Source organism: Pseudomonas sp. FW305-7 (genome assembly GCF_058786735.1).
Map to the genome: position 1 here is coordinate 418702 of NZ_JBYSZA010000001.1, position 18988 is coordinate 437689.

Here is an 18988-nt window from a genome sequence, read left to right on the forward strand (position 1 = left end):
CCTATTTGTGCACGCCCCTGATCTGATCGTTCAACGTGCGCCCGTGTGTGCGGAGACGTCCCCACACTGCCTGAGCGCTGCCGGAACCCAAGGCAAGTGCCAGCAGGACCACCCAGATCAAGGCCCAATTGGACGGACTCGGTTTTTGACCAAGAATGACCATTGAACTGGCGATGCCAAATACCGGAATCAACAATGACAGTGGTGCCACCCGTGACACCGGATATTCCCGCAACAACAGATTCCAGCCCCAGTAACTGAAGTGCGTCGCGGCATAGACCTGGAACGCCAGTGAAAACAGCGTCATCGCATTGAGCTGCGCGGGTAACGCGGTAAACGGCGCTGAGCCATGTAACAGCCATGTCATCAGCAACAGGGGAATGGGTGGAAACAGACTCGCCCAGACCACGAAGGCGAAGATCTCACGCACCTTCGACACTTTGATAATGATGTTGCCGATGCTCCATGCCACGGCGCTGCCAATGACCAGCGCAAAACCTGCCGTCGATGCGTCGCCGGGCCTGCACAGCACAATCCCCATCAACCCTGCGGCAGCCAGCCCACTCGCCAGCCATTGCAGTCGTCCCACGCGCTCGCCGAACAACAGAACACCCCAGCCCAGAGTGAAAAATGCACTGAGCTGGATCAGCAGCGATGCCGTACCGGGCGGCACGCCCCATGCAATCCCCTGGTTGATCATGGCCCACATGGCGACGCCAAAAATCAGTCCGTAAGCGGCCACCCAACGAAAGGCTACACGGGGTCGCTCGACGATAAAAACCCAAGGCAAGGCAGCCAGTGCGAAACGCAATGCCGTCAGCAACAGTGGGTCGATGTCGGCAAGACCGAGGCGGGTCACGGGGAAGTTAATTCCCCAAACGGCCGTCACCAGCACGGCGAGTAAAAGATGTTTCTTCTGCATGGTCAGGCATTTCCAGAGTCGAGCGTCATTGCTCGTGCCTGAAGAAATATGCCGACAATCAGCCTGGCCCGCTTTCAACTGCGGGCCAGACTTCATTAGAATCGGGCCATGCGCAAAATAACCCTGCCTCCCTACGAAAACACATCGCACGATGCAGTCGTGACTGCGCGGGAATATGCCGACGGAACACTGTTCCCGACCCACGATCATCCGCGTGGGCAGTTCGCGTACGCGGCTAAGGGAGTCATCACCGTGTTCACCGAGCAGGGCAACTGGGTGGTACCGCCCCAACGCGGCATATGGGTTCCGGCGCAACTGTCGCACGCGATGCAGATGCGTGGCCCAGTGACCCTGCACAATACCTATATCGACACTGCTGCCGCACAGCGACTCGGTTTGTCGGCGCATTGTCAGGTCTTGGAGGTGTCGCCGTTGCTGCGGCAGTTGCTGTTGAAGGCAATCGAAGTCCCTGCGGGATACTCCGCCAAGGGCCGAGATGGCTTTCTGATGGGATTGTTGCTGCATGAAATTGCCGCAATGCCCGCCCTGTCACTCAATGCCCCGCTGCCGGCCGAGCCACGTCTGGCGTTGGTCTGCCGCGAGTTCCTCGCCCGGCCTTCGCTGGAGGTGGGGATCGATGACATGGCGCGACGCACGGGAATGAGCCGCCGCAGCTTCACCCGCCATTTTCGGCTGCACACCGGTATCAGTTACGTCGAATGGCGCCAACAGGCGTGCCTGCTCGCGGCGATCATTTTGTTGGGGGAAGGTCAGTCGATCACAGAGGTCGCCATGGTCTTGGGTTACAGCAGCTCAAGTGCATTTGCGACGGTTTTCAAACAGGTACTGGGCGAGGTTCCGAGTCGGTACTTTTCGGGTCAGCCGCAATAGAAACCACTGAAAATCCAAGGGATCGAGGTGGCCAGATGAACATGCGTCAGTGGTAATCCTCTCCGGCGACTGCGCGCTGGTAGGCATCATCGGCCTCCCTGCGCAGATCGCGCCATTCAGCCCAACTCACCATGCCCAGCCGATCCATCTCATCTGACTGACGCAGCAGTTCGTCGTGATAGGCGTCCGGGCAGTCCATGCGCAGCTGCCTGTTCTCCAGCGCACGATGCCAGGCATCGAAGGCGAGCAACCGTGAGGCTTGCGCTGGCGTCAGTTGATTCTTGAAGGCATTCATTTCACTCACCCCTGATATTTCCCGGTTGAGCGAGCGATCTCGAAATAGGTTCAAAGCGTCTGATGAGAGACCACTGGAGTGTGTTCGTGACTTTTGGCTGACCGCTCAGGCGCCGAAGTTGAACGCAATGGAGATTCGCGGTCTGGCCCCTTGAAATCGCTGGACCGAATGCATCAGCCACGACGGGAACATGAGGAATGTCCCGCTTTTGGCCGCACATGTCGTGCTGAAACCCGCAGTGATGCAGCCTTCGACTCTCATGCGCAACGCAGGATTGTAAGTCGATGCAACCATGCCGCGTGGATCTATAAACTCAAGATCACCGCCAACGTCCGGATCGTCCTCGCGGCCGCCATCGTCGACCCAGTACACCCCTGACCAGAACGCACCGGGATGGCCGTGGAGTGCATTGCTGTGGCCAGCCTCGTTGACGTTGGCCCAGGCATTGAGCTTCCATTCAAAAGCGGGCTCGGTCAGTCCGTATTGATCGCTGTGCACCGCTGTCAGTTGAACGGCAAACTCCGTGGCAAATCTGACCAGAGCATTGCAAGCATCCCCACCCCACGCCGGGAAATCACTCGAGGATTGCCAGCCGCCGTCATTGCTGCGCTGTGCACCGTTGCGATCTTTGGCCATTCGACGGGTGATCAGGGTTTTCAGCTCGTCGTTGAGCTTTTCTGCATCCGGATACTGAATACTTGCCAGCGGCGTTGTGAACAGTCGACGAATCTTTATCAGTTGAGGGTCTACCCGATTACAAGTCGACGGCATTGGCGATTCTCTACAGGACATTCGTTACAACAAACTATATGCGGCGCCCTGTAAGACTGAAGTAAACCTTTGTTAAAAATAGCGTTGAAAAAGTTAAATAGCGGATGGTGCAACTATGCTTTCAACTGCACCGCAATCCGCCATCGTGCTAAAACGCCAGCCTCCAGTCGTACAGGAAAGTCTCTGAATGCCCAAGAAACAGCCAGCCACCCGAGAGGCCGCAAGCGCCGCTGACATCGAGCGTTCTATCCAGGCCTTGAACAAAATGGCCGAACGCCTGTGGGGCGATGGTCGAGAAGCGGAAGCCAAAGCGCTGCTCGACGCGCTTGATGCGTTAAACCGGGCGCTCGACCGGATCAGAATTGGCGAAAGCCGCCGAGCAGCGACACTCCATTGAAACGCCGCAAAAGCGCAGTGCTACGGCTTGAGAATCAACAACGGCTCGCCTTTCTTCACAATATACGTCGCCAACTCTGAGCCCTTGTCAGTGCCTATGTTTCTGGCGATATGCGCAACACCCTCCGGGATAAACAACGAATCCCCAGCCTTCAGTGTCACGGGCGCCCTGCCCTCCAGTTGATATTCGAAGGTGCCGTTGATCACGAACGCCACCTCGACACCGGGATGCGCATGCCGTGGCGAGGTCACGCCCGGTTCGAAATCGACCCGTGCCTGAATCACTTCGCGATCGGCGGCGCCGAGGTCCTGGCGTACCAGATCCGTACGGCTCAGGCCTTGCTGCCAACTCTTGGGTGGTGTGTGAGCGGCATGTGCGACGCCGGTAAGGGACGCGAGTATTGCAGCGGTTGCCAGAAATAATGGACGGCGCATGATGTTGCCCTCTCGAACGTAGTGGTGGTGTGACCGCTACTTTGCGCAAGGCATGTAAGGGTTATGTGTCGTAAACCTGCCGTTTGTTATTGGCGTGTGTCCCCGGCCGGGATTGATACACGCTTATACAAACGTTTCGCTGCTTTGCTGCATTGCCAGCAGCCATGTTCTCAGGGCGACGATTTTCTTCGAGTCCGCTGTTTCATGCGGCGTCACCAGATAGAAACCCAGATCGTCTTGCAGACGCAGATCAAACGGCGCCACCAGTCGGCCCGCCCGCAGATCATCATCCACATAGGTTGAGCGCCCGATGCATACGCCCTGCCCGTCGACGGCGGCCTGCACCGCCATCATTGCCAGATCGAAGGTCAGCCGTGGTGCTTCGGCCAGTCGAGGTGGCTGCCCTGCCGCGCGCAACCAGAGGTTCCAGTCGCCGGCGGTCATGCCACTGACTTGCAGCATCGTGTGGTTGATCAAGTCGGTGGGTGTGTTCAGTGCCTTCGCGCCGCTGAGCAATGCCGGACTGCACACCGGAAAGACCTCATCGGACATCAGGAAATCAGCGCGCAAGCCCTTCCAGTCACCTCGACCATAGCGAATCGCCGCATCAATACCGCCTTGACGAAAATCCACCAGATCGGTGGATGCACTGACCCGCACATCGATATCCGGGAAGGCTTTTTGAAACGCCGGCAGGCGCGGCAATAGCCATTTGGACGCCACTGACACCAACGTACTGATGGTCAGCACATCGTTGTTGCGCGACGCCAGCAACTGCTCCGTCGAATAGCGCAATTCATGGAACGCCGAGCGTACACCCGGCAAGTAGGCGTGCCCGCTTTCACTCAGCGCCAGGCCGTCCTTGAGTCGCAGAAACAGCGGCACACCCAGCTCTTCTTCGAGGCGGCGGATCTGGTGACTGATGGCGGTCTGGGTGACGTTCAGCTCTTGCGCAGCCTTGGTAAAGCTCATATGGCGAGCGGCACATTCGAAGGCTCTCAAACCATTGAGAGAAGGCAACCTGACCACCATGTGACGCTCCATGCTCATGAGATTTTGTCATACGCTACCACTCGAAATGACCTTTGCGAAAGCTTCGGCGACGGTGGATTCTGGCGCCTTCTTTCAGCAAGGAACCGCCATGAAACTGTATTTCGCGCCGATGACCTGCTCGTTGTCACCGCACATTGTGCTGCGGGAACTCGACCTGCCCTTTGAACTGATTCGCGTGAACAACCAGAGCAAACGCACAGCCGATGGCCGCGATTTTCGCGAGATCAATCCCAAGGGCTATGTTGCTGCGCTGGCGCTGGATAACGGTGAGGTGCTGACGGAGGGGCCGGCGATTGTGCAGTTTCTCGCCGACCAGGTTCCCGGGAACGCATTGGCGCCGGCTCAGGGCACTTGGGAGCGCACTCGTTTGCAGGAACACCTGAATTTCATCAGTAGTGAAATCCATGGCGGCAGCGCGCCGCTGTTTAACAGCGAGATCCCGCAGGCGGTCAAGGCGATCTTCAAACACACCCTGTTCAAGCGTCTGGACTACCTGAGCCAGACGCTTGCGACGCAGGATTACCTGATGGGCACATTCGGTGTCGCCGATGCTTATCTGTTTACCGTGCTGCAATGGCTGCCGGTGTTCAAGATCAACATCGAGCAGTGGCCGACGCTCGCTGCCTACATCAAGCGCATTGCCGAACGCCCGAGCGTGCGCGCGGCCATTGCAGCAGAAGAAGCCACACTGCCGATCTGATCTGTGCCGTTTGCCTTAACGGGCCATGTCGCCCGTGAATCTGTAAACTGGCGCGATCCTTACTCACTCGAACAAGAGATCAGCATGGCTAACCAAGACATCACCTTTACCCCCGATCCGGACGCCGACTCCATTTCCTCCGACGTCGCGACCTTCGGTGGGATCATGGTCTCCACCCAGATCCCGACCCGGGCTGATGGCAGCCTGGAACTGGGCGGCATCACCGAGCAAAGCGAATGCACCCTGCAAGCACTGAAGGTTGCGCTGGAACGCGCCGGCAGTTCGATGGATCGGGTCATGCATCTGACCATCTACCTGACCGACATGGCTGACCGCGCGGCATTCAACGAGGTGTACAAGCGCTTCTTCGCCAAGCCGTGGCCTGTGCGTGCGGCGGTCGGCGTTGCCTCCCTGGCCGTTGACGGCATGCGCGTGGAAGTCACCGCAATGGCCGCCAAGGCCTGACCCGATGTTGTAAACCGCTGTGGGAGCTGGCTTGCCAGCGACGGCGTAGGCACATCACACATTGATGTCGCCTGATACTCCGCTATCGCTGGCAAGCCAGCTCCCACAGGTTTTGGTGTCGTACGCAAGGTTTTGTGGCGGTACAAACATTGTGGGAGCTGGCTTGCCAGCGATGGCGTCGGCACATCACACATTGATGTCGCCTGATACTCCGCTTTCGCTGGCAAGCCAGCTCCCACAGGTTTTGGTGTCGTCCATTGCATCTGTGCTTGGCACAAGACACGGCAGGAGCAGCAGGATCAGGCCTGCAATGGCCATCGGGCAGCGCAGGCGTGCCGGGCGCGCGTTTCGCGGCTACAATGCGCGCCTAACCGTGACAGCCTGACTAAAAAAACTATGTCCTTGCCCAAGCATCATCTGGAATTGCTCAGCCCTGCCCGCGATGTCGCCATCGCCCGTGAGGCGATCCTGCACGGCGCCGACGCCGTGTACATCGGTGGCCCGAGCTTCGGCGCCCGCCACAACGCCTGCAACGAAGTGAGCGAGATAGCCGATCTGGTGGAATTCGCCCGCAAGTATCACGCGCGCATCTTCACCACCATCAATACCATCCTCCACGACAACGAACTGGAGCCGGCGCGCAAGCTGATCCATCAGTTGTACGACGCCGGGGTCGACGCGCTGATCGTCCAGGACCTGGGCGTGATGGAGCTGGACATTCCGCCGATCGAGCTGCACGCCTCGACGCAGACCGACATCCGCACTCTGGAGCGAGCGAAGTTCCTCGATCAGGCCGGTTTCTCGCAGTTGGTTTTGGCCCGTGAGCTGAACCTGCAAGAAATCCGCGCCATCGCCGACGAAACCGACGCCGCCATCGAATTCTTCATTCATGGCGCGTTGTGCGTGGCGTTCTCCGGCCAGTGCAACATTTCCCACGCGCAGACCGGGCGCAGCGCCAACCGTGGCGACTGCTCGCAGGCCTGCCGTTTGCCGTACACCCTCAAAGACGAAAAGGGTGGCGTGATCGCCTACGAAAAACACCTGCTGTCGATGAAAGACAACAACCAGAGCGCCAACATCCGTGCCCTGGTCGAAGCCGGTGTGCGCTCGTTCAAGATCGAAGGTCGCTACAAAGACATGGGCTATGTGAAGAACATCACGGCCTATTACCGCCAGCGCCTCGACGACGTGCTCGAAGATCGTCCGGACCTGGCCCGCGCCTCCAGCGGCCGCACCGCACACTTCTTCCTGCCGGACCCGGAAAAGACGTTCCACCGTGGCAGCACCGACTACTTCGTCACTGATCGCAAGATCGACATCGGCGCCTTCGACTCGCCGACCTTCACCGGTCTGCCGGTGGGCACCGTCGAGAAAGTCGGCAAGCGTGACATGCAGGTCGTGACCCACGAACCGCTGTCCAACGGCGATGGCCTGAACGTGCTGGTCAAGCGTGAAGTGGTCGGTTTCCGCGCCAACATCGCCGAGCCAAAAGGCGAGTTCGAGGAAGACGGCGAGAAGCGCTATCGCTACCGCGTCGAGCCGAACGAAATGCCCGAAGGCCTGTTCAAGCTGCGTCCGAGCCACCCGCTCAATCGCAACCTCGACCACAACTGGCAACAGGCGCTGCAAAAGACCTCTTCCGAGCGTCGTGTGGCCCTGAGCTGGTTCGCCCGTCTGCGCGAAGAACAGCTGGAAATCACCGCTACGAGCGAAGAAGGCATCAGCGCCAGCGTCACCCTCGCCGGTCCGTTCGGTGTGGCCAACAAGCCTGAGCAAGCGCTGGAGCAATTGCGCGATCTGCTTGGTCAGCTCGGCACCACGCAGTACCACGCCACCGACATCAAACTCGATGCGCCACAGGCGTTCTTCATCCCCAACTCGCAGCTTAAATCCCTGCGCCGTGAAGTGATCGAAGCCCTGACTGCCGCCCGTGTTGCCGCGCATCCGCGTGGCAGCCGTAAAGCTGAAACCAGCCCGCCGCCGGTGTACCCGGATTCGCACCTGACGTTCCTCGCCAACGTGTACAACCAGAAGGCGCGCGATTTCTATCACCGTCACGGCGTGAAGCTGATCGACGCCGCGTACGAAGCGCACGAAGAGCCAGGCGAAGTGCCGGTGATGATCACCAAGCACTGCCTGCGTTTCTCCTTCAACCTGTGCCCGAAACAAGCCAAAGGCGTGACTGGCGTGCGCACCAAAGTGGCGCCGATGCAGTTGATTCACGGCGATGAAGTGCTGACGCTGAAGTTCGATTGCAAGCCGTGCGAGATGCACATCATCGGCAAGATGAAAGGCCACATCCTCAACCTGCCCCAACCGGGCAGCGTGGTCGGCCACATCAGCCCCGAAGACCTGATGAAAACCATCCCGCGCGCACCGCACTGAGTGGTTGGCGGGTACGGTGCTTCGGCGCCGTACCCGCTTGCCCCGCTTTGCCTGGCCAAATCGCAGGCATAAAAAAACGCCAACTTCTTGCGAAGTTGGCGTTTTTTTCGAATATGGCAGGGGCGGCTGGATTCGAACCAACGCATGGCAGGATCAAAACCTGCTGCCTTACCGCTTGGCGACGCCCCTACTGCTCTTTCCAGCGCCTCGTTGAGGTTCGCTGTGAGAACGGGGCGCAATTTACCAAGGTTTTTTTACTTTGTGAAGCGCGAAGTGAAATATTTTTTGTTTTAAAACAGCGACTTATTATTTTTGACCGATTCAGGTCAATGATCAGCCTGTTTCGCGGTGTGTATCACACTGTGTACGAACCCCGCCGCGATACATCGCCATTCAACTACGCCCCTCTTCGACACAGCCCAGATACGTCCCCGCGCTGAAATACAACCAAGGTTTGAAGGATTCATTCAGAACCCTTGGCCAAAGGCTCGCACAGGAGACGTCACCATGAAGATGGTACTGCACACCCGCAAAACCGCTTTCGGAATTTCGATGCTGGCGCTGTCGCTGTTCGGCGCTTTTGGCACGGCTCAGGCACAAACCACTGAACCTGCAGCGGTCAGCTATTCGGCGCCCTCGCCCTTTGGCGCGTTGAAACATGTGAAGGCCGGCGTGCTCGACGTGGCCTACGCCGAAACCGGCCCGGCCGATGGCCCGGTGGTGATTCTGCTGCACGGCTGGCCCTACGACATTCACAGCTACGACGAGGTCGCGCCGTTGCTGGCAGCCAAGGGTTACCGCGTGCTGATGCCATATGCGCGGGGTTATGGCGATACGCAGTTCCTCTCCAAAGACACCCTGCGCAACGGTCAACCGGCAGCGCTGGCCAGTGACGTCATCGATTTCATGGACGCACTGAAGATCAAGCAGGCGGTGCTCGGCGGTTATGACTGGGGCGCACGTTCGGCGGACATCGTCTCGGCGCTATGGCCGGAACGCGTGAAGGCGCTGGTCTCGGTCAGTGGTTATCTGATCGGCAATCAAGCCGCCGGCAAGAATCCGCTGCCGCCCAAGGCTGAATTGCAGTGGTGGTATCAGTTCTACTTCGCCACCGACCGTGGCCGCGACGGCTACAAGAAAAACACCCACGACTTCGCCAAGCTGATCTGGCAACTGGCGTCACCGCAGTGGAAATTCGACGACGCCACCTTCGACCGCTCTGCCAAAGCGCTGGAGAACCCGGATCACGTCGACATCACCGTGTTCAACTATCGCTGGCGTCTGGGCCTGGTGCAGGGCGAAGCGAAATACGCAGCACTGGAACAAAAACTGGCCACCGCGCCCTCGATCAGCGTGCCAACCATCACCCTTGAAGGCGACGCCAACGGCGCACCGCACCCGGCGCCCGAGGATTACGCCAAACGCTTTACTGGCAAATACCAGTTCCGTTTGATCAACGGTGGGATTGGCCACAACTTGCCGCAGGAAGATCCGCAGGCGTTTGCGAAAGCTGTGATCGACGCCGATCACCTGTAGAAAAAAAGCAGTCAGCCGCAAGGGCTGACTGCTTGATTATTTGAGGGCGGGATTGAGGCCTGAGGGATGGTCACGTTTTGCAGATTCTTTGCCTGAACTAGCGTTATCGCGAGCAGGCGAAGGCCTACATTTGAAATGCGTTCCCCCTGTAGGAGTGAGCCTGCTCGCGATGACGCCCGGCCAGACACCATCAACCCCGACTAACGTGCGCGATCACTCGATCGGCACAACAAGATCCAACGCCTTGTTCACTGCCAGCTCCCCCAACATGACCACTTGCGCAATGCCCAGCAGCGTATGGCGATTTGATCCCTCTAGCACCCCGGCAAAATTGCCGAGCATGACCGAGGCGGACGCCAGGGACCCGCACGCGTTAGTCAGCAACGACTCAGTGTCTGCTTGCGGGTTGGCCATGAACAGCGCATTGGGCGTATAGGGTGTGGCCACGATCGCGGCAGGCAACAGGTAATGATCAAGCGCACGCTCAGCCGCTTCGTGGAGCTTTCGTGAATTGGGCGATGCGTACGGCGACGCCGGATCGGTGATCGGTGGTTCGGGTGTCTTGGACATCAGCTGAAACTCCAACAAGAACCGTTTGAGGTTCTTTGATAGAAGGCGTGAAGCGTCGCGATCGCGGACGCTTCTGTGCAATGAGGGCGCAAGCCCCCTCACCCATCTGCGTTGCGACTAGTTCGGCAAGCTCTGGTTATCCAGGACTCGACCGACCACCAGTTCGCTGAGCATGATCACCTGTTGCAGGATCAGCATCTTTCGGCGTTGCGAACTGTCGATCGAGTCGGCAAGTTCACGCGCCATGTCACTGGCGGAGGACAAGGTTTCAGTCGCCTCGACGAGCAGCGTTTCGTCATCCACCGTCGGGTCGATGAGGTAGATCCTGCCGGTTTTGCGGGTGGGGATTGAGGTCTTCAGTGCTGAGGGATTGAGGTAGAAGTTGATGGCGCGTTCTGTGGCCTCTTTGATGTTTTGAGGTTCGAGCGCGGCGTCGTAGGGGATTGGATCGGTTTCTGGCGGGTTTGGCGTGACTTTGAACATAGCTGGCATTCCATCTTTAAAGATTGAGGAGCCGTCACTTTCGCTACCAAACGAAGGGTGGCGGCCACGAGTGGGTTGGTAGACCGGTCAAGATAGAGAGAACCCCGGCGCCCTCGAAAGGGCCCCACGCATGGCCACCATATAAAACTGCGCCTCAAAAAAGAGACTGCAATAAGGTGACGCGGTACAACTATCAAGAAAACGGGCTACCAAACCCGATCACTGTTTTTTTGCAGTGACAGGGAAACGATACAGCCCGCCTCAAGGCGCGTAAGCCGGCGGATTCTGGCGTACGCGTAGGCAACGGCGCAAGGTGTTGTAGCCGTTATGGCGTAACAGTGCGTGTAAGTTAAACGTCTGCGCGAAATGGTGTTTAAGCTGCCTGCATGCCCTGGTGCTGGGATGCCTTGGCAGAGTTGGGCCAGAGCGCGTTATTGCCATCAGTTCATTTTAAGTGTGGGCCTGATAAAGCGTAGCGGCTTGCCTCTGCCATCAAGTCATCGCACATAGGATTCGCCTTGAGGACGTGTGCAGCCGGGTCGATTATCGACAAACCCAGCGACGTCTCTTCTGTGGCGCAAGTCCAGACTTCTCCCATAGGCCCGACAATCTGGCTTTCACCTCGGAATGTCGCCTCTGCGCCCGCATACATTTCCACACCCGTACGATTGGCACAGATAAGCGGAGTGGCGTTTTCCATGGCGCGAATGCGCGCAAGCTGAGTTGTCCAAGGCCCACCATAGTTGGCTGGACAACACAGTAACTGCGCGCCCTGACGTACCAACAGGCGAGCGGCTTCTGGCATCCAAAGGTCGAAACAGGTCAGAACACCGAAACGGCAGAATCCGTCATCGAAACACTCCAATGAATCGCCTGGGGTGAAGATCAGCTTTTCTATACGAGACAGGTGGCACTTGCGTTGCTTGCCCAGCCAGCGTCCTCGCGATACGACAATCGCCGTATTGTAGATTTGATCGCCGTCACGCTCGGCGATACCCGCAATCAGCGTTGCATTCTTCTCCGCCGAAAGTTGCAGTAAGAATTGCGCCGTCGGCCCATCGAGCGGCGATTCAGAATGAAGAAACAATGCCTCACGCGAGTCGTGAAAGTAGCCGATGGTGCAAAGCTCGGGCATTACCAAGAGATCAAATTGTGCCGAGCCAACCGCATCGCGAATTTTATTGAAATTTGCGGCTGGGTCACCAAATGAAATCGGGTACTGCAAAAAAGCGGTCAGCATGAATTCTTACAACCATTTTGGGGAGGGATCTGAGCCCGGGATTATCTTCCCTTGGAAGGCGTCAAGTTTGGACTATTTCTTTACCGAATGTCAGGCAAGCCACCCAATTCGCATCAGATCAGTCGACCGCCTGGAAATACCGAAGTGAGCTCGGGCTGGCAACGGCGAGGGTTATTTGACGAGGCGTTTTTCTTTTGATGGGCGATAGCCGAAGTAAGAGCTGTGGCATTTGCTGAAATGGCTTGGCGAAACGAACCCGCATGCAACCAACACTGCCACCTGCGACAACTCGCTCAGGCTATCATCAGCCTGCTTCACCGAGTCCGGGTTACTCGTTGTGCAGCAACGGCTACCCGTTATGGTTGTATTAAAAACTTTTCAACTAACCTAACTGGAGAAAAAACGCACCACACCCGGTTCCTTTCTTATCTGAAAAATTATCATCCAGAAAAAGATATCCCATACCATCGGACAATATACCTTTGTTATTGGGCAGAGAGATGTCTATATCCCCACCATAAATAGATAACCGTCTGCGTCCTATATTTGATGACATGGATGGCTGCAACCACGCGTCTATGCCATCAAGTTTAGACGCCAAATTTTCATCATCATCAGAGTCAGGATTCGACGAAAGTAGAACTCTTCCACAATCCAATAAATTATTGGACGCTCCTTTTCGTTCTTCGCTGGATCGGACATATCCTATAACAACAGCTTCAGACACTCCATTCAGAGCTCTTAGCTTCCTGTAATGGCCCACCTCTCCCGGCAGGTACGGTATAAAAATCGAGATCCAATAACCTTCATTCATTAGCGCATCTGCAAACCATGAACCAGGAAAGGAGATTAGATGTGTAAGTGGCTGTCCATCTGTCGAGTGAGGCCAAACTACATCGCTCGGCAGATAGACTCCTCCGCCAGCATAGGCGTCGGCTTTCGTAGGCACTTCTTGGGTAAAAAACAACTCATTAAACATCTGTATCTCTCCGCTAATTTATTGATCACAGCAGCAGTTAAGCGAATTTACATATTGGCCAGAGCGTTTGCGCAGGCGCCTGGCCTGCGAAGCCGACATTCGAGACTGACGGACGGCTCGTTGCCAAACGTCCATTTGCCGTTTAGAGGGTTTATCCGTTGCAGCATTAACGTCAGTTATCCAAGAACGTTAGTAACTGTGTAATCACGGATTCACGAGAAGAGGCCAATACCACCCTAATCTCGGCAGAACTTCCACTAGCAGACACTATGCCCCTACCAAGCACTTCTCCACCGGAAGTACACAAATCCAAGTAAACAATAAAATTCCCGGCATCAATCTCCTCTCCATCGAATACAAGTTCTACTTCACCAGGAAGAAACGTGACATAGGCGCTGAATTTATCGCCCGAATACTCGTAGTGACCATAATTTCTTTTTAGTACTATGCCTAGACGTCTCGAAGCCTCTTCGTGAATATCGCCTAAAAACTTATCAAGAACGTCAAGTATTTCCTGTCGCTCACTCATTATTTTGTCACCCTGTGGATAATCGATTTCAGTACGCCATTGGTCAGTGGGGGATTCTCTCTGGTACTCGCCCACTCTTTCAGTTTAGAGTCGGGATCAACCTTTTCTCCTTTTCCCTTGCATGACTTTGGAACTGTAGGCTCGGCTAGATCTACACGAGGGGCAGCACCATAGCTGATCAGATTTTGAGTAGGTCACCGTAAAAAAACATATCATCAAATGAGAAAATGACTTTCGAACTCTTGGGAATTAGCAGTAATGAATTTTCATCAGAAGGGTAAAAAAAATCATTCCAGGATTTTAAAAAAACTTCACGCGGGACAATTCCTGCCGAGGACCGCCCCCAAAAAAACCATATGAAATCAGGAAAGCTCAGTCGTTCCACAAAGAATTTTAAAGGCTCAGACTTACATTCAAAGTCCAAAGCAACCTTCTCTTGCAGTTTGAAAGCATTGTTATCCAGCCCCATCAAGTCTTTAACTGGAATGAACGTATCCCACAGTCGTTGTGATTCCAGAGTCCCAAACAAGACTATCCTTTTCTTATCACTATCAGATAATAGGCAGTCCAGAGCATTGAAACGCCAGGCGATCGGATAGACATCTTCATCTATTTGATATTTATTCTTACTCATGAAATATATGTCCTGCGCCGTCTGTTTTTACCTTCACTCCAGCTCTTCCACTTCGTTAAAGGTGACAGATTTATATAATGAAAAATGATGCAAAAATAAAAAGGACAGGAAGCAAAAATCGTATTCTGCGACTACTTGCCCGAATTTCAGAAGGCGACTTCGAGAAAAAGATTTTTTTCAAATTAATAAATTGGAAGTTTAGATGGATCATCAACCATTATCCACTCTGCGAACTCTCCAGCAATACCGCCAAACTCGTCAAAAAAACAACTTAAGTCACCAGAAAAAACATCAAACGCGCCATGTCCATATTCGCCTGAAATTTTCGCGATCGCGACATATTGGCAGGTATTTTTGAAAAAACTGTATACATCTTGGCATATGGACAACTCATCATTCTGCAAAAAAACAGTCAGTATAGGAGGCGTAGGTTTTTCCACGCTTCGATGCCTTGAGAGTATTTCATATTTTTTGACATCTATTTCGTATCGTCTATGCGCATTCACTGCGCGCTCGAGCTCCCCTTCTTTATCTCTAAACATAAAGAGCGGCATATAAGGAAGCTCTTTATTTGATGGCGATTGCAGTTTTCCATTAATATCAATGTAGTAACATTTGGCAATTAACGACTTAATCGCCGCGACGCCCTGTGTAGTTTTATCGAAACCAATGGAACCATTTTGATCTACAGAGGCTAGCAGTGCGAAATCGTCATCAATTCCTCCCGGGATACTCCTAATACGACTGCTAGTGAACTTTTTGAAAGTATCGAATTTTGCCCGATAACAAATAATTTTGTAGTTCTTCACACTACCCCCCGGACAAATGAATATTCTCAACTCACTTTTTCTGTTCTTTGCATGAACATGTGGAATACTGGAATCTATCAAAGACAGACTGGATTTAAATAGTATTAAAAACGTGATCTGCCCCTTAAAAACTCCACCAGATACATCATTCGTAAAATTGCTTCATGGCAGGCCTGACCAGCAGTGCGTAATCCTTGTTTATTTTCTCCATTTCCAGAAAAGCTTCATCTTCAATAGCCTGAATCAAGGTCAAGAATTGATTTGACGGCAATTTATCCCTCCACAGATATAAATGACTTAAAGACAGCGGAGAGTTATAAAGCTCATTGAAACTCCCACAAAGCGCATCAGGAACATCCGACATTATGCCCTTCATATACTTATCCCAATCAGTTGAAGCCTCCTTCCACAACTCATCAATGTCGTCCCAATCAAGATCTGTTTCTGCCTCGAGAGGCAACTCCAGATTTTGGACCTGCATCACTGCTTCGATCAGAGCGTCAGATACTTCAATCTGAAATTCATCGACGTTCAACCAATACAGCCGAATAGATACATTCTTTATAAGCCTAATCGAATTGGCGTTTTCGTTTAATATTTGTTTACTGGTAACTTCGTAAAGCTCGGAAAATTTACTGAGGATAAAACCGGAATCCTTCAGAACTGCAAGCCTCTGAAGAAAATCGTTTTTCGTCTTGGCGACTCTAACTTCAGAAAAGTCTGCATCATAATAATAATCTGACCCTCCCTTCATTATCTCAAGGGTTTCTGCTCTTGCGGCATATTTTATATCATCTAGATTTGCAGCAAACCGTTCACCAAGTAGTTCTCCAGAAAAACAGTCCGTGCTTGCAATAAATATAACGTGATCAAAATTCATTTAGCGACCTGCTGAACACATAGGAGCCGAGCCTTCCTGGTGTTGATAACAACTGATAAAGCATTCACACCTCCCTCGCAGAGCTAATCCACAACACTTTTTCGACTTAGAGAAAACACATCGACAGACGAATTCTCAAGTAGCGCCTCAAAGGCATCAGCCCCGTTATCTTTTATATAACCAAGCTCAGAATCAAATATCGGAACAAGCCACGCAAAAATACAGCTGACATCATCCCTGCCAACACCTTCATGAGAAAAAGATTCATCTCCAAAAAAAACTGGGGGCTTGACCCATACGGCGGAAAAAAGGTGATTCTCAAAAACAACTCCTTCCCTTTGGACCAATTGATTATTCAATAATGCATAATTCGAAGCAAGTGCATCGTCTGCAAACTGTTTCACTATTGCTACCGCGTTCTTTGGAACCTCATGCTGATCAACAGATAGCAATAGCTCATGAAATATTATTTGTGGGGAAACGGCGGACTTAAGTCCTACATTCGAAAGTCCTAATGTGCAGAATGATACGACACCCTCTACACTCCCATCCCGACACTCAACGATTTGATAGGGATGCGCATCTTCAGAAAAACTCCATCCTTTTGAAATTTTTCCAAAATTTTTCTCAATGTGCTCAACAATGCTCATTTTCGATTTCCTTCTCTGCGGTTGCAGAATGGGCATTTTAGAATGACGCCCGCCGAATAATTGTCGAGAACCTCTTTTCGACTCGCGCGGTCCGGGAAACCCATTATATTAAAAGTTCGGGATGGTAAGCCCATGACCATCAGCGGACCATCCGAACTCAAGACAGAACCTGAAAAGCCTAATCCACTAATAACGTCAACAATAAATACGACGCCATTTAAAAGCTAACAGAGACAGTCCTTTCACGAGGTTTGAATTACAAACTCTCCCGCCAACAAATCTTCACCGACAATATTGCTCTTCAATAAAAGATACCCCACACCACCGACAAAAATACTCTTATGGCTAGGTGCCGCTTTATTAAGCCGAGAATTATTGATCTGAAGAACATAAGTCAAGTTATCTCGACTCTCATCATCTTGAATCCATGCAGGAATGCCGGCGATCTTAGCGACTCCATTTTCATCGCTATCTTCACCTGCATTTTCGATTGCAGTAATTAGTAGTGAGGGAGAAATTGGTTTCCCATAACCATCCACTTGGCGATCGGAAGGTCTGTACGCTAGAACTCTGCCGCCTTCGTTCATCGCCATGTTGATGTAGGAGTCCGAGGATACCGAGTACGGTGTAAAAATCGAAATCACGATTTCTTTGCTTATTTGCACCTGCGGAATGTAGCGGTTGATAAACACTGCCGGAAGACTCGCTAAATGTAACAAAGGTGCGCCAGTTGAGTCGGTCGGCCAAGCGATCGACTCGGGCAGGTAAGGGTTACCGCCAAAAAATGGACACATTTTGTCAGTGTTACCATTCGAAAAAACCAGCTCATTGAACATCGATAATTCTTCTTTAATTGCATGGACAAGGACAGCCAGCAAAGAAACCTTTTACCTTTATTCTTTGCTCTAGCCCGAGAAAGCGCAATAGAGGGTTGGCGACCTAAAATATATATGTTTCGGCAACTACCTGGTTAACGAAGATCCTATTTTCACCAAGCACCAACCTACTTCATCTCGTGTACAAGTGATTTTCTTCGGATACGGGATGATTGCTAAATCGCATGGCGACGTTCCCACTTTTCACTGCTAGCGCGCCAAACGCTAACCTCATCAATTTTCGGTTCATCACGCTCTACAATCACCGTGTATCGATAACGTTGTTTCAGTCCTTTTTTCCTGACTGCCTGAATATTCGTTGCCTTATCCAGCTGTTCTTCGGTATCGGTCAAAATGGTCTGCTCATACTCCGGAGGCTGTCCGGCACCTAATGTATCGAGCCTTGCTGATCCAAGCGCGACTGAAGCTTTCATACTCAGACTTTTGGAGAATATCGCTACTAGCCGCTTCCTTGCTACTTCATTCGCATTAGTTCGGTATTCCGAATCAGCCCTATATGCATCGCTTCGCTTCTCGGCATGAAACCCAACCTCCCACTCATACATCTTCAGAAGAAAATCTTGTAATCGCTCACTAGGTGACATTAAACGCTCCGATTAACAATCGCACGAATGAGGTTGTGGTTTAGCCCAACGTTCCGAAAAACTTTCACTTCAGTGCCTTGAAGAAAGTCTTTCTTGCAACAGCAAATCAAGCAAGAGACTTGACGACATGAATCAAGAGAGAAGTATCAGGCGTTGGATCATATATGAACGTCAACACCTCGCTCCGCCGAGACTGAATCTGAAATGTCAGACACGCGCCTGCCTCAAACGTCTAAGTCTTACGGTAGTTTTTAGTCATATACAAGCTTAGATGTGCTGTCAACGAAAGTGATTTCGCCAGAATCACCAACTATTGATTGGAATTCGTTGAAGAAAAAATCTAGATTGTTTGAAAAAACAATGAATGCGTCACGCCCATGCTCGCCAGATACAACCGGGGTCAGTATATAATGGCAGGCTTCTTGTAAGGCGTCGTATAGGTCCTTATTTATTATCGATAGGCTCTTGTCTTGTAAAAGACTGGCTAGTGTCGAAGCGGTAGGTTTGTCCGCGCACCCATGTCTTGAAAGTATTTTATATTTCTTGACGTCATTTTCATATTTTATGTGTTCGTTACGCAGCTTCTCAAACTCGCCATTCTTATCTCGAAATAGGAGTCGAGGCATGTGGCCTGTATATTTTTCTTGTGGTGCCTGGATATTTAGCCTGCACAGGTCAACCATATAGCATTTGGAGACAAGAGAGCTTATCGCAGTACAACCTTGGGGCGTTGTATCAAAACCAACAGCACCTTCTGGGCCGATGGCCATCAATAGCGAAAACTGATCATGCTCTTTTGCAGGCATTTCTCTTATGTAATCATTTGATTTCTTTTTAAATTCATGAAATTCTGATTTGTAACATAAAATTTTATAGTGCTTCATG

At 52.7% G+C, this 18988-nt stretch carries 23 protein-coding genes, 1 tRNA gene and 1 pseudogene; 6 read left to right on the forward strand and 19 right to left on the reverse strand.

Annotation, left to right across the window (positions count from 1 at the left end; genetic code table 11):
• Position 1: 1 nt before the first annotated feature.
• A complete protein-coding gene (locus AC3WMT_RS02000; protein WP_103302257.1) occupies positions 2-922 on the reverse strand; it encodes an EamA family transporter in 921 nt (306 codons plus the stop codon).
• A gap of 108 nt (positions 923-1030) precedes the next feature.
• Between AC3WMT_RS02000 and AC3WMT_RS02005 the strand changes: the two genes are divergently transcribed.
• Positions 1031-1813 (forward strand): AraC family transcriptional regulator, encoded by a 783-nt coding sequence (locus AC3WMT_RS02005; RefSeq protein ID WP_103302258.1) that lies wholly within the window; start codon positions 1031-1033, stop codon positions 1811-1813.
• 46 nt (positions 1814-1859) lie between these two features.
• Here AC3WMT_RS02005 and AC3WMT_RS02010 read toward each other — a convergent pair whose 3' ends face one another.
• Together AC3WMT_RS02010 and AC3WMT_RS02015 are read right to left on the reverse strand one after the other, a co-directional pair.
• Complete coding sequence (locus AC3WMT_RS02010) at positions 1860-2108, reverse strand: hypothetical protein (RefSeq protein ID WP_177431344.1); 249 nt, start codon at positions 2106-2108, stop codon at positions 1860-1862.
• A gap of 105 nt (positions 2109-2213) precedes the next feature.
• Positions 2214-2879 (reverse strand): TIGR02466 family protein, encoded by a 666-nt coding sequence (locus tag AC3WMT_RS02015; protein ID WP_103302259.1) that lies wholly within the window; start codon positions 2877-2879, stop codon positions 2214-2216.
• A 187-nt stretch (positions 2880-3066) separates the two neighbouring features.
• Here AC3WMT_RS02015 and AC3WMT_RS02020 point away from each other — a divergent pair, with 187 nt between their 5' ends.
• Positions 3067-3276 carry a hypothetical protein gene (locus AC3WMT_RS02020; protein WP_103302260.1) on the forward strand — a complete coding sequence of 70 codons (210 nt, stop codon included), beginning with the start codon at positions 3067-3069 and terminating at the stop codon, positions 3274-3276.
• 20 nt (positions 3277-3296) lie between these two features.
• Here the strand turns inward: AC3WMT_RS02020 and AC3WMT_RS02025 are convergent, their stop codons facing one another.
• Both AC3WMT_RS02025 and AC3WMT_RS02030 read right to left on the reverse strand, forming a co-directional pair.
• On the reverse strand, positions 3297-3710 hold the full coding sequence (locus tag AC3WMT_RS02025; protein ID WP_103302261.1) for a cupin domain-containing protein: 414 nt from the start codon (positions 3708-3710) through the stop codon (positions 3297-3299).
• A gap of 123 nt (positions 3711-3833) precedes the next feature.
• Complete coding sequence (locus AC3WMT_RS02030; protein WP_177431345.1) at positions 3834-4742, reverse strand: transcriptional regulator GcvA; 909 nt, start codon at positions 4740-4742, stop codon at positions 3834-3836.
• A gap of 109 nt (positions 4743-4851) precedes the next feature.
• Between AC3WMT_RS02030 and gstA the strand changes: the two genes are divergently transcribed.
• The 3 genes from gstA to AC3WMT_RS02045 all read left to right on the forward strand — a co-directional run bounded on the left by gstA (position 4852) and on the right by AC3WMT_RS02045 (position 8313).
• On the forward strand, positions 4852-5463 hold the full coding sequence (gene gstA / locus AC3WMT_RS02035; RefSeq protein WP_103302464.1) for a glutathione transferase GstA: 612 nt from the start codon (positions 4852-4854) through the stop codon (positions 5461-5463).
• Positions 5464-5547: 84 nt separating this feature from the next.
• The gene (locus AC3WMT_RS02040) at positions 5548-5928 is read left to right on the forward strand and encodes a RidA family protein (RefSeq protein WP_103302263.1); all 381 of its coding nucleotides are present in this window, start codon (positions 5548-5550) and stop codon (positions 5926-5928) included.
• A 396-nt stretch (positions 5929-6324) separates the two neighbouring features.
• Positions 6325-8313 carry a peptidase U32 family protein gene (locus AC3WMT_RS02045; RefSeq protein ID WP_103302264.1) on the forward strand — a complete coding sequence of 663 codons (1989 nt, stop codon included), beginning with the start codon at positions 6325-6327 and terminating at the stop codon, positions 8311-8313.
• Between the two features lie 114 nt (positions 8314-8427).
• Here AC3WMT_RS02045 and AC3WMT_RS02050 read toward each other — a convergent pair.
• Positions 8428-8502 (reverse strand) — tRNA-Gln (locus AC3WMT_RS02050).
• Positions 8503-8820: 318 nt separating this feature from the next.
• Here AC3WMT_RS02050 and AC3WMT_RS02055 point away from each other — a divergent pair.
• A complete protein-coding gene (locus tag AC3WMT_RS02055) occupies positions 8821-9849 on the forward strand; it encodes an alpha/beta fold hydrolase (protein ID WP_103302265.1) in 1029 nt (342 codons plus the stop codon).
• A gap of 213 nt (positions 9850-10062) precedes the next feature.
• On the opposite strand, the gene AC3WMT_RS02060 is transcribed toward AC3WMT_RS02055, so the two are convergent.
• The 13 genes and pseudogenes from AC3WMT_RS02060 to AC3WMT_RS02120 form a co-directional block, all read right to left on the reverse strand.
• Positions 10063-10419 carry a DUF6124 family protein gene (locus tag AC3WMT_RS02060; RefSeq protein ID WP_103302266.1) on the reverse strand — a complete coding sequence of 119 codons (357 nt, stop codon included), beginning with the start codon at positions 10417-10419 and terminating at the stop codon, positions 10063-10065.
• Between the two features lie 117 nt (positions 10420-10536).
• On the reverse strand, positions 10537-10902 hold the full coding sequence (locus AC3WMT_RS02065; protein WP_103302267.1) for a DUF6124 family protein: 366 nt from the start codon (positions 10900-10902) through the stop codon (positions 10537-10539).
• Between the two features lie 445 nt (positions 10903-11347).
• Entirely contained in the window at positions 11348-12142 is a 795-nt protein-coding gene (locus AC3WMT_RS02070) for a nitrilase-related carbon-nitrogen hydrolase (protein ID WP_103302268.1), read from the reverse strand.
• A gap of 171 nt (positions 12143-12313) precedes the next feature.
• A pseudogene (locus AC3WMT_RS02075) lies at positions 12314-12436 on the reverse strand (GlxA family transcriptional regulator); the annotation flags it as partial.
• An 88-nt stretch (positions 12437-12524) separates the two neighbouring features.
• Positions 12525-13121 carry a hypothetical protein gene (locus tag AC3WMT_RS02080; RefSeq protein WP_103302269.1) on the reverse strand — a complete coding sequence of 199 codons (597 nt, stop codon included), beginning with the start codon at positions 13119-13121 and terminating at the stop codon, positions 12525-12527.
• A 172-nt stretch (positions 13122-13293) separates the two neighbouring features.
• On the reverse strand, positions 13294-13650 hold the full coding sequence (locus AC3WMT_RS02085; RefSeq protein WP_103302465.1) for a hypothetical protein: 357 nt from the start codon (positions 13648-13650) through the stop codon (positions 13294-13296).
• A 178-nt stretch (positions 13651-13828) separates the two neighbouring features.
• Positions 13829-14284: a hypothetical protein gene (locus tag AC3WMT_RS02090; protein WP_103302270.1), complete on the reverse strand. Its 456-nt coding sequence runs from the start codon at positions 14282-14284 to the stop codon at positions 13829-13831.
• 182 nt (positions 14285-14466) lie between these two features.
• Complete coding sequence (locus AC3WMT_RS02095; protein ID WP_146041212.1) at positions 14467-15093, reverse strand: hypothetical protein; 627 nt, start codon at positions 15091-15093, stop codon at positions 14467-14469.
• Between the two features lie 145 nt (positions 15094-15238).
• Complete coding sequence (locus AC3WMT_RS02100; protein WP_103302272.1) at positions 15239-15973, reverse strand: hypothetical protein; 735 nt, start codon at positions 15971-15973, stop codon at positions 15239-15241.
• 83 nt (positions 15974-16056) lie between these two features.
• The gene (locus AC3WMT_RS02105; protein ID WP_158249161.1) at positions 16057-16623 is read right to left on the reverse strand and encodes a suppressor of fused domain protein; all 567 of its coding nucleotides are present in this window, start codon (positions 16621-16623) and stop codon (positions 16057-16059) included.
• A gap of 242 nt (positions 16624-16865) precedes the next feature.
• Positions 16866-17459, reverse strand: a complete 594-nt coding sequence (locus tag AC3WMT_RS02110) for a DUF1963 domain-containing protein (protein ID WP_146041213.1) — start codon at positions 17457-17459, stop codon at positions 16866-16868.
• Between the two features lie 215 nt (positions 17460-17674).
• Positions 17675-18103: an NTF2 fold immunity protein gene (locus AC3WMT_RS02115; protein WP_103302274.1), complete on the reverse strand. Its 429-nt coding sequence runs from the start codon at positions 18101-18103 to the stop codon at positions 17675-17677.
• Positions 18104-18354: 251 nt separating this feature from the next.
• A complete protein-coding gene (locus tag AC3WMT_RS02120; protein WP_103302275.1) occupies positions 18355-18987 on the reverse strand; it encodes a hypothetical protein in 633 nt (210 codons plus the stop codon).
• Between the last annotated feature and the right edge of the window lies 1 nt (position 18988).

What these genes read in the sequence shown, in the direction of transcription:
- AC3WMT_RS02000 (WP_103302257.1), bottom strand. Translation starts at nt 922, where the DNA reads ATGCAGAAGAAACATCTTTTACTCGCCGTGCTGGTGACGGCCGTTTGG.
- AC3WMT_RS02005 (WP_103302258.1), top strand. Translation starts at nt 1,031, where the DNA reads ATGCGCAAAATAACCCTGCCTCCCTACGAAAACACATCGCACGATGCA.
- AC3WMT_RS02010 (WP_177431344.1), bottom strand. Translation starts at nt 2,108, where the DNA reads ATGAATGCCTTCAAGAATCAACTGACGCCAGCGCAAGCCTCACGGTTG.
- AC3WMT_RS02015 (WP_103302259.1), bottom strand. Translation starts at nt 2,879, where the DNA reads ATGCCGTCGACTTGTAATCGGGTAGACCCTCAACTGATAAAGATTCGT.
- AC3WMT_RS02020 (WP_103302260.1), top strand. Translation starts at nt 3,067, where the DNA reads ATGCCCAAGAAACAGCCAGCCACCCGAGAGGCCGCAAGCGCCGCTGAC.
- AC3WMT_RS02025 (WP_103302261.1), bottom strand. Translation starts at nt 3,710, where the DNA reads ATGCGCCGTCCATTATTTCTGGCAACCGCTGCAATACTCGCGTCCCTT.
- AC3WMT_RS02030 (WP_177431345.1), bottom strand. Translation starts at nt 4,742, where the DNA reads ATGGTGGTCAGGTTGCCTTCTCTCAATGGTTTGAGAGCCTTCGAATGT.
- gstA (WP_103302464.1), top strand. Translation starts at nt 4,852, where the DNA reads ATGAAACTGTATTTCGCGCCGATGACCTGCTCGTTGTCACCGCACATT.
- AC3WMT_RS02040 (WP_103302263.1), top strand. Translation starts at nt 5,548, where the DNA reads ATGGCTAACCAAGACATCACCTTTACCCCCGATCCGGACGCCGACTCC.
- AC3WMT_RS02045 (WP_103302264.1), top strand. Translation starts at nt 6,325, where the DNA reads ATGTCCTTGCCCAAGCATCATCTGGAATTGCTCAGCCCTGCCCGCGAT.
- AC3WMT_RS02055 (WP_103302265.1), top strand. Translation starts at nt 8,821, where the DNA reads ATGAAGATGGTACTGCACACCCGCAAAACCGCTTTCGGAATTTCGATG.
- AC3WMT_RS02060 (WP_103302266.1), bottom strand. Translation starts at nt 10,419, where the DNA reads ATGTCCAAGACACCCGAACCACCGATCACCGATCCGGCGTCGCCGTAC.
- AC3WMT_RS02065 (WP_103302267.1), bottom strand. Translation starts at nt 10,902, where the DNA reads ATGTTCAAAGTCACGCCAAACCCGCCAGAAACCGATCCAATCCCCTAC.
- AC3WMT_RS02070 (WP_103302268.1), bottom strand. Translation starts at nt 12,142, where the DNA reads ATGCTGACCGCTTTTTTGCAGTACCCGATTTCATTTGGTGACCCAGCC.
- AC3WMT_RS02080 (WP_103302269.1), bottom strand. Translation starts at nt 13,121, where the DNA reads ATGTTTAATGAGTTGTTTTTTACCCAAGAAGTGCCTACGAAAGCCGAC.
- AC3WMT_RS02085 (WP_103302465.1), bottom strand. Translation starts at nt 13,650, where the DNA reads ATGAGTGAGCGACAGGAAATACTTGACGTTCTTGATAAGTTTTTAGGC.
- AC3WMT_RS02090 (WP_103302270.1), bottom strand. Translation starts at nt 14,284, where the DNA reads ATGAGTAAGAATAAATATCAAATAGATGAAGATGTCTATCCGATCGCC.
- AC3WMT_RS02100 (WP_103302272.1), bottom strand. Translation starts at nt 15,973, where the DNA reads ATGAATTTTGATCACGTTATATTTATTGCAAGCACGGACTGTTTTTCT.
- AC3WMT_RS02105 (WP_158249161.1), bottom strand. Translation starts at nt 16,623, where the DNA reads ATGAGCATTGTTGAGCACATTGAGAAAAATTTTGGAAAAATTTCAAAA.
- AC3WMT_RS02110 (WP_146041213.1), bottom strand. Translation starts at nt 17,459, where the DNA reads ATGTTCAATGAGCTGGTTTTTTCGAATGGTAACACTGACAAAATGTGT.
- AC3WMT_RS02115 (WP_103302274.1), bottom strand. Translation starts at nt 18,103, where the DNA reads ATGTCACCTAGTGAGCGATTACAAGATTTTCTTCTGAAGATGTATGAG.
- AC3WMT_RS02120 (WP_103302275.1), bottom strand. Translation starts at nt 18,987, where the DNA reads ATGAAGCACTATAAAATTTTATGTTACAAATCAGAATTTCATGAATTT.